We start from the raw sequence: 12,725 nt of genomic DNA on the forward strand, positions 1-12,725 counted from the left end.
ACTACAATTTCCCGCCATGGCTACCCGTAAAACTTCTGAATATAGTGAATCATCGATTCAAGTCCTTAAGGGGCTAGAACCCGTCCGTCAACGGCCGGGAATGTACACCCGCACTGATAACCCCCTGCACATTATTCAGGAGGTGTTAGATAACGCTTCTGATGAGGCTTTGGGCGGCTTTGGTAAGCACATTACTGTGACTTTGCACACCGATAGCAGTGTGAGCGTAGAGGATGATGGGCGTGGAATTCCAGTAGGAATACACCCTACTGAGAAGTTGCCTGTCGTTGAAATCGTCTTTACCCAGTTGCACGCAGGCGGTAAGTTTGAAAAAGGCAGTGGTGGTGCTTATGCATTCTCAGGGGGTTTGCACGGGGTTGGTGTTTCGGTAACCAATGCCTTATCCAAGCGCTTGGAAGTCACCGTATGGCGTGAAGGCAAGGTTTCTACCTTGACCTTTGCAGATGGTCGGGTGATCGAAAAACTCAAGACCAGTGGTGCTGGCAAAGACGATAAATCGCACGGTACGCGTGTGCGTGCTTGGCCTGATGGTAAATACTTCGATAGTCCTGGCATTCCGATGCCAGAGCTGATTCGCTTGCTCCGTTCAAAAGCAGTTTTACTACCCGGAGTGAAAGTCACTCTGATACAAGAAAAGTCTGGCGAGAGTCAGACTTGGCAATATGCCCAAGGCTTACGTGGCTATTTAAATGAAGCCATGGCCCAAGCAGGGCACGGTGCAGAAGTCATCCCCCCATTTGAAGGTGAGCAATACGCTACTGGCAATAGCGATGATGATTCCTTTGCCGAAGGCGAGGGTGCTGCCTGGGTCGTGACTTGGACTGAAGATGGCGCACCTGTGCGTGAGAGTTATGTAAATCTGATTCCGACTCCGGCAGGAGGAACGCATGAGAGTGGTTTGCGCGAAGGACTATTTAATGCCGTTAAAGGTTTTATCGAGATGCATGCCTTACAACCGAAGGGTGTGAAGTTGATGCCTGAAGATGTCTTTGCTCGCGCCTCCTTCATTCTTTCTGCCAAGGTATTAGATCCTCAGTTTCAGGGTCAAATTAAAGAGCGCCTGAACTCGCGCGATGCGGTCCGCTTGGTTTCTGGTTACGCTAAATCGGCATTAGAGCTGTGGCTTAATGAGCACGTTGATTACGGACGCAAACTCGCGGATCTGGTTATTAAGCAAGCACAGGCCAGAACCCGTGCTGGACAAAAAGTAGAGAAGAAAAAATCCTCAGGCGTTGCTGTTCTGCCTGGCAAGTTGACTGATTGCGAGAGTGAGGATATCAGTTTGAATGAGATCTTCCTTGTAGAGGGAGACTCTGCCGGTGGTTCAGCCAAGATGGGTCGTAATAAAGAGTATCAAGCAATCTTGCCATTGCGCGGTAAGGTCCTCAATACTTGGGAAGCAGAGCGTGATCGCTTGTTTGCTAACAACGAAGTCCATGACATTGCAGTTGCGATCGGTGTCGATCCGCACGGTGCCAATGACAGCCCGGATTTATCGAATTTGCGTTATGGCAAAGTCTGCATCCTCTCTGATGCGGACGTGGATGGTGCGCATATTCAGGTGCTACTACTCACTTTGTTCTACAAGCATTTCCCGAAGTTAATTGAACTAGGGCACATTCATATTTCAAGGCCACCATTATTTAGAGTAGATGCGCCAGCAAGAGGTAAAAAACCTGCGCAAAAAATTTATGCGTTAGATGCCAATGAGCTGCAAGCGATTGAAGATAAGTTGCGTAAAGATGGCGTTAAAGAATCCGCTTGGCAAATTTCTCGCTTTAAAGGTTTGGGTGAGATGAGTGCAGAGCAGTTATGGGACACCACCTTAAATCCAGATACCCGTCGCTTATTACCAGTGACACTAGGGGCATGGACGGAAAATGAAACAATTAAAACAATGGATATGTTGATGGGTAAATCCGAATCCGGAGCACGTCGTGATTGGTTGGAAGAGCGCGGTAATGAGGTTGAGGCGGATATCTAATGGCAACTAAAAAAACTTCTGGTGATACTGGCTTCTCTAAAAAAGCTGATCAAGCCGATTTATTTGCTGCTGAACCAATTGAGATGAGCATTGTTGAAGTAGATGCACCTGTCGCATCTATGGCATCGAAATCAGGAGGTCCTAAGGATCCCCATGATCCTAAATTAGTGGAGCTCAATGAGGATGACAAAGATAGCTTAACGCTGGCCGTCTACGCAGAGCGCGCTTACCTTGATTACGCGATTAGCGTTGTCAAGGGTCGTGCCTTGCCAGATGTATCCGATGGTCAAAAGCCGGTGCAGCGTCGCATCCTATTCTCAATGAGTGAGATGGGTTTGCGTGCTGATGCCAAACCCGTCAAGAGTGCCCGTGTAGTTGGAGATGTGCTGGGTAAATTTCATCCGCACGGAGACCAGTCTGCTTATGACGCCTTGGTACGTTTGGCACAGAGCTTTTCCTTACGCTATCCACTGATTGACGGACAGGGTAACTTTGGTTCACGCGATGGCGATGGTGCTGCAGCGATGCGTTATACAGAAGCTCGTCTAACAAAGATTGCCGGCCTATTACTCAGCGAGATTGATCAAGGAACGGTTGATTTTGCACCAAACTATGATGGCTCTTTTCAGGAGCCTAAGCTTCTCCCAGCGCGCTTACCATTTGTTTTGCTGAACGGTGCTTCTGGAATTGCAGTTGGTATGGCTACCGAGATTCCTTCGCATAATTTACGCGAAGTCGCTAGTGCTGCCATTGCCTTAATGAAGTCTCCTAAAGTGAGTACTTCAGACCTCCTAGAAATCATGCCAGGTCCAGATTATCCCGGCGGCGGTCAAATTATTTCCTCATCTGCGGAGATTGCACAGATTTATGAGGCGGGCCGCGGTAGTCTCAAAGTACGGGCGCGCTGGTCTGTTGAAGAGTTGGCTAGAGGTCAGTGGCAAATTGTCGTGAATGAATTGCCACCCTCGACATCATCTCAACGGGTCTTGCAAGAGATTGAAGAGATTACGAATCCTAAGGTCAAGGTCGGTAAAAAGACCTTAACTCCAGAGCAGAGCAATCTCAAATCCACCATTCTGAATGTTCTTGATGGTGTGCGTGATGAATCCAGCAAAGATGCAGCCGTGCGACTGGTATTTGAGCCGAAGAGTAAGAACATTGACGTTAATGAGTTTGCGAACCTATTGCTTGCCCATACATCACTGGAATCGAATGCACCAATGAATTTGGTGATGATCGGTACGGATGGACGTCCTCGTCAAAAAGGCCTCAAAGAAATTATTGCTGAATGGATTTCTTTCCGAGTGGCTACGGTGACACGTCGTACTCAGTATCGCTTAGGAAAAGTCAATGACCGGATGTATATTTTAGAAGGGCGCTTAATTGTCCTTCTGAATATTGATAAGGTCATTAAGATTATTCGCAATAGCGATGAGCCTAAAGTAGATCTGATAAAGGAGTTCAAACTCAGTGATCGACAAGCAGAGGACATTCTGGACATCCGCTTGCGTCAGTTGGCTCGCTTGGAAGGTATCAAGATTGAGCAAGAACTCAAAGAGCTCAAGTCTGAGCGTGATGATCTCCAAGGTTTATTGCAAAGTGATGCCGTACTGCGAAAGCGCATCATTAAAGAAATTGAATCTGATATGAAGGATTTTGGTGATGATCGCCGGACCCTGATTCAAGAAGATAAACGTGCTGTAGCAGAAACCAAAATACTGGATGAGCCGGTCACTGTCATTGTGTCTCAAAAGGGCTGGGTACGCGTTCGCCAAGGCCATGAACATGATGCTACTCAGTTTGCCTTCAAGGCAGGCGATGGACTCTACGCTACCTTCGAATGTCGAACTGTGGATGTGATGCAGGGCTTTGGTAGCGACGGCCGAGTCTATACGGTTCCTGTCAGTGAGTTGCCGGGGGCAAGAGGCGATGGTTCGCCATTAACAAGCTTTGTTAACTTAGCTGCTGGATCGCAAATGGTGGCGTATTACGCCGGCCAAGCTGATGACTTGGTATTGATTTCTACCAGATCCGGTAACGGCTTTCTTGCAAACGTAGCAGATATGACCACCCGCAACAAAGCAGGTAAGTCCTTCGTGGGCATTGATAGCAAGTTCCCTGGTGGCGATGCACCCCTAGGTGCTGCCAAAGTTACTGCGGGCATGAAACAAGTGGCCTGCCTTTCTGAAGCTTCCAAATTACTGGTCTTCCCATTAGATGAACTTAAGCGCTTGCCTACTGGTGGCAAAGGGGTGATCTTGATGGGCTTAGATGATAAAGAGAAGTTGGCTTCTGCAATCGCTGTTGGTGCTGGTGGTGCAACTTACACCGGTGCTGGTCGTGCAGGCAAGCCCACGGAGTTAAGTCTAGATGCTAAAACCTTGAAGTCTTTCGCAGGTAATCGTGCACGCAAAGGCCACTTTGTGGAGCCGCGACTGAAGGATGGCAAGCTAAAGGCAAATTAACTACACCGCTGTAACTTCTCCGTTACAGGTATTAAAAACCCCAATCAGTCACTCGATTGGGTTTTTCTTTACCTAGGTTTTCTCGGGAATAGGTACGCCGTATTTAACGGCAATGACTTCAGCCAAAAGGGATATCGCAATTTCTGGTGGGGTCAGTGCGCCGATGAATAAACCCACGGGGCCATGCAGTTGCTCGACCTGATCCTCGGTAACATCAAACTCCAGTAAGCGGCTTTTACGTTTCTGAGTATTGACTCTGCTACCTAATGCGCCGACATAAAAAGCGGGGGACTTTAATGCCTCCATGAGTGCCATATCATCGAGCTTAGGATCATGCGTTAAGGCAACCACAGCGGTATGCGCATCCACTCCCAATTCGAGCAGCACATCATCCGGCATCCCTTTAATGAACTGAATATCCTCACGATCAATACCTTCGGCATACTCTTCGCGGGGATCGATTACGATCACTTCAAAATCAGATGCCAAAGCAAAGTCCGCTGTGTAGAGCGAAAGCTGGCCAGCGCCAATGATCACCATGCGCCAACGGGGCCCGTAAGTAGTTTTCATGATTGCATCGTCGCAGATAAAAGTCTCGTTGCGAATGCCCGGTGTCAGTATTGACTTGCCTGTATTCAGATTTACTGTTCGAGAGATTATTTGGTGGTTAGAGATGGAGGCAAGCACGGCCTCTAAAGTAGCTAGCTCAGGTTTTGGCTCTACTAGCAATCTAAGGGTGCCACCGCAAGGTAAACCAAAGCGGGCTGCCTCTTGTTGACTCACTCCATAGATTACCGTCTCTGGGGTTTCACGATTCAGAATCTCTGTTTGAACTCGACGAATCAGATCATCTTCAACACACCCGCCGGAGACTGAGCCAGTTACTTGGCCATCACTTCTGATTGCTAGCCAGGAACCGATTGGCCTTGGGGCCGAACCCCAAGTTTGGACTACTGTGGCAATAGCGACTTGATGGCCGGATTTGAGCCAATCCACCGTAGCTTTTAAAACACTTAAATCAGTACTATTCATTTCTTATCTTCAATATTCTTCTATTTATTATTTTTTGCCACCAATGTATTTATTATGCTTCTAATGACAAGTTCCAGCCTGATCACTCAAACCCCAAGCCTACGCCTCGCTGTTCTATTGCTGGTTGCGGGTGAAGGCAGTCGTCTAGGTGGGCATCCCAAGGCTCTATTACGTAAAGATGGTCAGACCTTGCTAGAGCGATTCTCTAAGTCCATACAAGGCTTTAATCTAGTGGAATTTATTGCTGTAACAGGCTTCTATGCGCAAGCAGTTGAAGTTGAATTGGCCAAACTCAATGGCACCTTAAATCACCAGATCAAGTCCATATTGAATATCGCCCCCGAAAAGGGTCATCCCTCATCCGTTCGCCTAGGTTTAGAGTCACTCAGAAGTCAATTTGATGTCTTATTAGTTGCGCTTTCCGACCAGCCAGAAATCGGTGAAAAGGAAGTCGCAGAGCTGTTAGAGGAATTTTCTCAGCGCAACCTTAGTGAAGAAATCATCTTGCCGATGGTGAATGGAAAACGCGGAAATCCTGTACTGTTTTCTAGAGTGGCTGTCTTAAATACCTTAAAGGCAACAGAGCTGGTTTGTCGAAGCTATATGGATGCCCACCCGGAGCAGGTGCGCATCTTACATACGCAGAATTTATCATTCGTGTTGGATGTCGATACGATAGAAGACATCCAAAGGCACAAATTAAGCTTGAGTTAATCTGAGGTGAGCTTATTCAATCTCGGCAATCAATTCAATTTCTACGCAGGCCCCCCTAGGGATCTGCGCTACGCCAAATGCACTTCTGGCGTGCTTTCCTGCATCACCAAATACCTCAAATAGCAACTCGGAGCAGCCATTCATCACCAAGTGTTGCTCGGTAAACTCAGGAGTGGAATTCACTAATCCCATCACTTTAACGATTCGCTTCACTTTATCAAGTGACCCCAAGTGATCTTGTAAGGTGGCAATTAAATCAACGGCAATCGACTTTGCTGCAGCCTGACCTGTTTCTGTATCCATATCCAGGCCAAGTTTGCCAACCCAAGGCTTACCCTCGTGCTTGGCAATATGACCCGATAAAAATACGGTATTACCTGAAGTGGCCGCCATTACGTAGGCAGCGGCAGGGGCCCCTGCTTGTGGCAAATCAATTCCAAGTGCTTTGAGGCGATCACTAATGTGGTTTGTCATAGAGTATTTACGTTAAATAAAAAAGTTAGAGTGAGTAAATCTTACTTCGAAAGCTGACGCATGGCACTTTCAAGGCCATTTAAGGTGACTGGGTACATGCGGTCTTTCATCAAGCCTTTCATGATATCGATGGATTGCCTGTACTGCCATACCGATTCTGGCTCAGGGTTGAGCCAAGCAAAGTGGGGGAAGTGGTCAATCAGACGATTGATCCAAGTGGCTCCAGCTTCTCGGTTGTTGTATTCCACCGAACCATTCGGGCTCAGAATTTCGTATGGAGACATCGTGGCATCGCCAATAAAAATCAGTTTGTAGTCTGGGCCATACTTATTGATGATCTCTTGGGTAGTAGCAACTTGATCGCGTCTCCGACGATTACTTTGCCATAAATGCTCATACACACAGTTGTGAAAGTAGTAATACTCCAGGTGCTTAAACTCGGCTTTAACAGCGGTAAATAATTCTGAAATCCGTTGTATATGGTCATCCATCGATCCACCGACATCCATCAACAGCAGAACTTTGACTTGGTTATGACGCTCAGGCCGCATTTGGATGTCGAGCATGCCCGCATTTGCTGCAGTGAAATGGATGGTCTTCTCTAGATCTAGTTCGAAGTTCGAGCCCTCTCTAGCAAATCGGCGTAAACGCCGTAAAGCCATTTTGATATTGCGCGTTCCCAGACTGAGATCGCTGTCATAGTCTTTGAATTCTCGAGCCTCCCAGACTTTAATTGCTGTTCTATTGCCTGCACTTTCGCCACCAATACGAATGCCTTCAGGGTGATAGCCGCTGTGTCCAAATGGAGATGAACCACCAGCACCAATCCATTTATTGCCGCCCCCGTGCCATTCTTTTTGCTCTTTCATGAGCTCTTGTAGACGCTTTTGTAAAGCTTCAGGCCCACCTAATTTTTGGAGAGCTGCTTTTTCTTCTGCTGTTAATACACGTTGTAATTTTTTCTCCAACCAGTCGAGCGGGATATCTGGCGCTGAAGCGATGATTTTTTCAATCCCATTAAAATAGGCGCCAAATACTTGATCGAAGCGATCAAAGTGCTGCTCATCTTTTACCAACGTCATACGAGCCAATTGATAGAAGTCATCAATCGATGGCTCAATCACTCCTTCCTTTAAGGCATCTAGCAAAGTCAGAAACTCCCGCACAGAAACAGGAACCTTTGCTTCTTTTAAATTCAGAAAGAATTGGATCAGCATGGCTGATTAAGTGTGATGAGTGATAAACGGTAATTAACGATGATTGCGATTCATCATCACTAGGCGTTCAAAGAGATGAATATCTTGCTCATTTTTAAGTAAAGCACCATGCAGGGGAGGGATAACTATTTTTTCTTCATTACTGTACAGCGCTTCTGCTGGAATTTCTTCTGCCAATAGGAGTTTTAACCAATCAATTAACTCTGAAGTGGATGGTTTTTTCTTTAAACCGGGTAAAGACCGAATTTGATAGAAGGCCTTAAGGGCAGCTTCTAGCAATTCTTGTTTGATATTAGGGTGATGGACATCAACAATACTCTGCATTGTCCCTGCATCAGGGAAGGAGATGTAATGGAAGAAGCAGCGTCGCAAGAAAGCATCTGGCAATTCTTTTTCGTTATTGGAGGTAATAATCACTAAAGGGCGATGTTTGGCTTTAATCAGCTCACGTGTTTCGTAGACATAGAATTCCATTCGATCGATTTCTCGCAGGAGATCGTTCGGAAACTCGATATCTGCCTTATCAATTTCATCAATCAGTAAGACAACCGGTTCATCTGCTTCAAATGCTTGCCAAAGAACCCCTTTAACAATGTAGTTACGAATATCTTTTACTTTTTCATCGCCCAATTGAGAGTCCCTGAGGCGACTAACTGCATCGTATTCGTAAAGACCTTGCTGGGCTTTAGTTGTGGATTTAATATGCCACTGCATCAAGGGCATATCCAATGCTGAGGCAACTTCCTCAGCTAGCATTGTTTTACCAGTTCCCGGCTCACCCTTAATTAATAGGGGACGCTGAAGTTGAAGCGCTGCATTCACTGCCAATTTCAGATCATCAGTGGCTACATAGCTTTTTGAGCCGTCAAAGCGAGTTTGAGTCTTGGTCATGGTTGAGTCCATTCCATCGGTCGTTAAATAGCTTTCAAGTATAGGTAAGGGAACAAGTTTTTCTGCATTTTCTTTGATTTAAGCCCCTTAAATGGGGTATCTCGCCCTCAGTCCGCTATAATCTGTCCAAATTGATCCGAATCAAACGTCTAAATTCTATGAAAAAACTCCCTATTCTTTCTCAATTGGCCCTCTGCACTAGTTTGGCCCTAACTGGCTTTTTAGCCCAGGCTGCTGATGTAAAAGGGACTGCCGAAGCTGGCCAAAGTAAAGTATGGCTCTGCACGGGCTGTCATTCCATTCCTGACTATCGTGCTGACTATCCTTTGGTCTATAAAGTGCCTATGATCGGCGGCCAAAACGCCGGCTATATTGTTAGTGCTTTGTATTCCTACAAGAAGGGTGAAAGAAAGCATCCAACGATGCGCGCAATCTCAGGCAGCTTATCTGACCAGGATATGGCTGATATTGCCGAATACTATGCTGCGCAAACTGCCAACTCACCAAAAAACCCATTGAAGTGATCATTCGAGATACGTTTATGAAATTCACATTAATCACTGCCTTAACTGCCATATTGTTATCGAGCATCGGTTTGGCTCAAGCTGCTAGCGCAGAAAAGGGTCAGGCTCTTGTAGAGAAGGGCAATTGCGCTTCTTGTCACGGTGTGGGGTTAAACGCCCCGATCCTACCTGTTTATCCGAAGCTGGCTGGGCAACATGCGGATTACCTGTATTACGCTTTGCGTGCCTACAAAGTGGGTAACTCTAATCCTCAGTTTGGTCGCAATAATGCGATTATGGCTTCTCAGGTGCTCAATTGGACCGATGCTGATATGCAAGATATCGCTGCTTATATCGCCACTTTACCCGGGAATTTTGTAGTTAGAAAATAATCCTCACTGCAGTGAGATTTTTTATAAAAAGGCTTAGATTAATATTCTAAGCCTTTGTTTTTATGGGATATATCTGAATCCCAACTTACTTTGTTGCCTCAAGCCCCCGAGCAAGATGTTGGCGCATGGTCGCCTCTGCAGCCAAAGGATCTCTATTGAGAATTGCCTGAAGAATCTCTCGATGTTCAACAAGGGAGCTCAATAATCGTCCACTGCGACTCAAAGAATCCCGCCGCTGGAGTTTAAGTACCTTACGAAGGTCATCAATAACCCCATTCATCCAGGGATTGTCGGCAATCTCTTGGATCATTTCATGAAATTTCACATTGATTTCAAAGAATTGCTCTAAATCTCGGTCTGCGGCTGCTTTTTCTAGGCGGTGATGCAAGTCGTCTAGATGGGTTAACTGCTCTTCACTAGCTTTTATAGCTGTTTCTTTAGCAGCCTGACCCTCAAGTAATGAGAGAACGGTAAAGATTTGTTCTAAATCCTTCCGATCTACCTCGGTGACATAGGCTCCTTTATTCATTTTGGTTGTGACTAGACCTTCAGTTGCCAATACTTTGATGGCCTCACGCATTGGAGTGCGACTAATGCCAAAGGCTAAAGCCAGGCTTTGTTCATCCAACCAACTGCCTGGTGCCAGCTCATGGGAAAAGATCTGCTCACGAAGGCGTTCTGCAACCTCTTCGGATAATGGCCGATTAATGAGTTTTGTATTCATAATAATGTATACAGTATCTAGACAAACCGAAAAATGTCAAGCAAAATGACTTAATCAAATTTTGAAGATGTAGCAATAAAGCCAACCAGGAGTGCTTTATGAGTGGAAGTGGCAAAAAAGCAGTATCGAAAGAATCTAGTCAATGGCCAAAGGTGCCAGATAGCAATTTAGACGCCTGGAAAAAAGCTGCCCAAAAGTCAGCGCCCGATGGCAATGTGGAGAAATTAGGTTGGCAGACACCGGATGGAATTCGGTTGAAGGCTCTCTATACCGCAGAGGATACCAAAGGGCTTCAATACACCCATTCTTTACCAGGCTTTGAGCCATTTGTTCGTGGGCCTCAAGCGACGATGTACGCGGTTCGACCATGGACCATCCGACAATACGCTGGCTTTTCAACCGCACAAGAATCAAATGCCTTTTACCGCAAAGCGCTTGAGGCAGGCGGGCAGGGTGTCTCGGTAGCTTTTGACTTAGCAACCCATCGTGGCTACGACTCCGATCATCCCCGTGTTACTGGTGATGTGGGTAAAGCGGGTGTGGCCATTGATACTGTAGAAGATATGAGAGTGTTGTTTGATGGTATTCCATTGGACAAGGTATCGGTCTCAATGACGATGAACGGTGCCGTATTACCGGTATTGGCTGGCTATATTGTGGCAGGTGAAGAACAGGGTGTGAGACCAGAATTGCTCTCTGGAACGATTCAGAATGACATTCTGAAAGAGTTCATGGTGCGTAATACGTATATCTATCCACCAGAGCCTTCCATGCGCATTATTGGCGACATCATTGAGTACACCACGAAAAATATGCCGAAATTTAACTCGATTTCGATTTCGGGTTATCACATGCAAGAGGCGGGTGCGAATCAAGTACTTGAATTGGCATTCACATTAGCCGATGGTAAGGAGTATGTCAAAACAGCACTTGCTAAAGGCTTAGATATCGACGGCTTTGCCGGTCGACTTTCTTTCTTCTTCGCAATTGGTATGAACTTCTATCTAGAGGTTGCCAAGCTTCGCGCCGCCAGACTCCTGTGGTGGCGAATTATGAAATCATTCGAACCTCAGAATTCAAAGTCTTTAATGTTGCGCACCCACTGCCAAACATCGGGCTGGTCGCTAACTGAACAAGATCCCTATAACAATATTGTGCGGACAACCGTTGAGGCTATGGCAGCAGTATTTGGCGGTACGCAGTCCTTGCACACGAATTCATTTGATGAAGCCATTGCTTTGCCATCCGAGTTTTCTAGTCGGATTGCCCGAAATACGCAGTTGATTTTGCAAGAAGAAACGCATATTACTAGCGTGATTGATCCCTGGGCTGGCTCTTACATGATGGAAAGTCTCACGCAAGAGATGACTGATAAAGCTTGGGAGATTATCCAAGAGGTCGATGCCATGGGTGGGATGATCAAGGCGGTGGAAAGTGGCTGGGCTAAATTAAAAATTGAAGCAGCTGCTGCAGAGAAGCAGGCTAAGATTGATTCCGGTGCTGATGTCATCGTCGGCGTCAATAAATATAAGCTTGGCAAAGAGGATTTAGTCGATGTCTTAGTGATTGACAATGACATGGTTCGCGAGAGCCAGGTTGTGCGCTTAAAAGAGATCAAAGCTAAGCGTGACAGTAGGGCAGTTAATGTCGCTCTAGAAGCATTAAGCAAAGCCGCCGAAGACAACACAGGTAATTTACTCGATCTAGCAATACAAGCCATGCGCTTGCGTGCGACGGTTGGCGAGGTGTCTGATGCATTGGAAAAAATTTACGGGCGCCATCGCGCCGATACTCAAAAGGTGACCGGAGTGTATGCAGCCGCTTATGACTCAGCTGAAGGCTGGGAAAAATTGAAAGTAGAAATTACTGATTTTGCAAAAGATTTTGGTCGTCGTCCCCGTGTCATGATCGCAAAATTAGGTCAAGACGGTCATGATCGTGGCGCCAAGGTGGTTGCTACCGCCTTTGCAGACCTGGGCTTCGATGTGGATATTGGACCTTTATTTCAGACTCCAGAAGAATGCGCTCGTCAAGCGATTGAGAATGATGTTCATGCCCTTGGTATCTCGACATTGGCCGCAGGGCACAAAACTTTAGTGCCCGCAATCATCGCAGAACTCAAGAAGCAAGGCTCTGATGACATCATTGTTTTCGTGGGGGGTGTAATCCCAAGGCAAGATTATGAGTTTCTCTATGAGTCCGGGGTGAAGGGCATTTACGGTCCAGGAACGCCGATCCACGCTTCTGCAAAAGATGTCTTGGAGCAGATTCGTAAATCTGTAAACCCTCAATAATTAATATCTAACAA

At 46.4% G+C, this 12,725-nt stretch carries 11 protein-coding genes; 6 read left to right on the forward strand and 5 right to left on the reverse strand.

Features of this window, described 5'->3' with window-relative positions:
* The first annotated feature begins 16 nt into the window (after window positions 1–16).
* Both ICN15_RS08130 and parC read left to right on the forward strand, forming a co-directional pair.
* Window positions 17–2,005 (forward strand): DNA topoisomerase IV subunit B, encoded by a 1,989-nt coding sequence (locus tag ICN15_RS08130; protein ID WP_216202207.1) that lies wholly within the window; start codon window positions 17–19, stop codon window positions 2,003–2,005.
* Between the two features lie 119 nt (window positions 2,006–2,124).
* Window positions 2,125–4,470, forward strand: a complete 2,346-nt coding sequence (parC, locus tag ICN15_RS08135) for a DNA topoisomerase IV subunit A (protein ID WP_370625436.1) — start codon at window positions 2,125–2,127, stop codon at window positions 4,468–4,470.
* A 72-nt stretch (window positions 4,471–4,542) separates the two neighbouring features.
* Here parC and ICN15_RS08140 read toward each other — a convergent pair whose 3' ends face one another.
* Entirely contained in the window at window positions 4,543–5,502 is a 960-nt protein-coding gene (locus ICN15_RS08140) for an XdhC family protein (protein ID WP_216202208.1), read from the reverse strand.
* A 63-nt stretch (window positions 5,503–5,565) separates the two neighbouring features.
* Here ICN15_RS08140 and ICN15_RS08145 point away from each other — a divergent pair, with 63 nt between their 5' ends.
* Window positions 5,566–6,216: a nucleotidyltransferase family protein gene (locus tag ICN15_RS08145; RefSeq protein ID WP_216202209.1), complete on the forward strand. Its 651-nt coding sequence runs from the start codon at window positions 5,566–5,568 to the stop codon at window positions 6,214–6,216.
* Between the two features lie 12 nt (window positions 6,217–6,228).
* Here the strand turns inward: ICN15_RS08145 and ICN15_RS08150 are convergent, their stop codons facing one another.
* Genes ICN15_RS08150 through ICN15_RS08160 form a run of 3 tightly spaced genes read right to left on the reverse strand, consistent with a single transcriptional unit; the run spans window position 6,229 to window position 8,798 of the window.
* Window positions 6,229–6,690, reverse strand: coding sequence for a RidA family protein (locus tag ICN15_RS08150; RefSeq protein WP_216202210.1), 462 nt, complete (start codon window positions 6,688–6,690; stop codon window positions 6,229–6,231).
* A 41-nt stretch (window positions 6,691–6,731) separates the two neighbouring features.
* Window positions 6,732–7,907 (reverse strand): VWA domain-containing protein, encoded by a 1,176-nt coding sequence (locus tag ICN15_RS08155; protein WP_216202211.1) that lies wholly within the window; start codon window positions 7,905–7,907, stop codon window positions 6,732–6,734.
* A 33-nt stretch (window positions 7,908–7,940) separates the two neighbouring features.
* On the reverse strand, window positions 7,941–8,798 hold the full coding sequence (locus tag ICN15_RS08160; protein ID WP_255532935.1) for a MoxR family ATPase: 858 nt from the start codon (window positions 8,796–8,798) through the stop codon (window positions 7,941–7,943).
* A gap of 158 nt (window positions 8,799–8,956) precedes the next feature.
* Here ICN15_RS08160 and ICN15_RS08165 point away from each other — a divergent pair, with 158 nt between their 5' ends.
* The gene (locus ICN15_RS08165; protein ID WP_216202213.1) at window positions 8,957–9,322 is read left to right on the forward strand and encodes a cytochrome c; all 366 of its coding nucleotides are present in this window, start codon (window positions 8,957–8,959) and stop codon (window positions 9,320–9,322) included.
* 17 nt (window positions 9,323–9,339) lie between these two features.
* Complete coding sequence (locus ICN15_RS08170; protein ID WP_216202214.1) at window positions 9,340–9,693, forward strand: cytochrome c; 354 nt, start codon at window positions 9,340–9,342, stop codon at window positions 9,691–9,693.
* 85 nt (window positions 9,694–9,778) lie between these two features.
* Here ICN15_RS08170 and ICN15_RS08175 read toward each other — a convergent pair whose 3' ends face one another.
* Window positions 9,779–10,417: a GntR family transcriptional regulator gene (locus ICN15_RS08175; RefSeq protein WP_216202215.1), complete on the reverse strand. Its 639-nt coding sequence runs from the start codon at window positions 10,415–10,417 to the stop codon at window positions 9,779–9,781.
* A gap of 98 nt (window positions 10,418–10,515) precedes the next feature.
* Between ICN15_RS08175 and scpA the strand changes: the two genes are divergently transcribed.
* Window positions 10,516–12,711 carry a methylmalonyl-CoA mutase gene (scpA, locus tag ICN15_RS08180; protein ID WP_216202216.1) on the forward strand — a complete coding sequence of 732 codons (2,196 nt, stop codon included), beginning with the start codon at window positions 10,516–10,518 and terminating at the stop codon, window positions 12,709–12,711.
* Window positions 12,712–12,725 lie beyond the last annotated feature (14 nt).

Source organism: Polynucleobacter sp. CS-Odin-A6 (assembly GCF_018882095.1).
Taxonomy (GTDB): Bacteria; Pseudomonadota; Gammaproteobacteria; order Burkholderiales; family Burkholderiaceae; genus Polynucleobacter.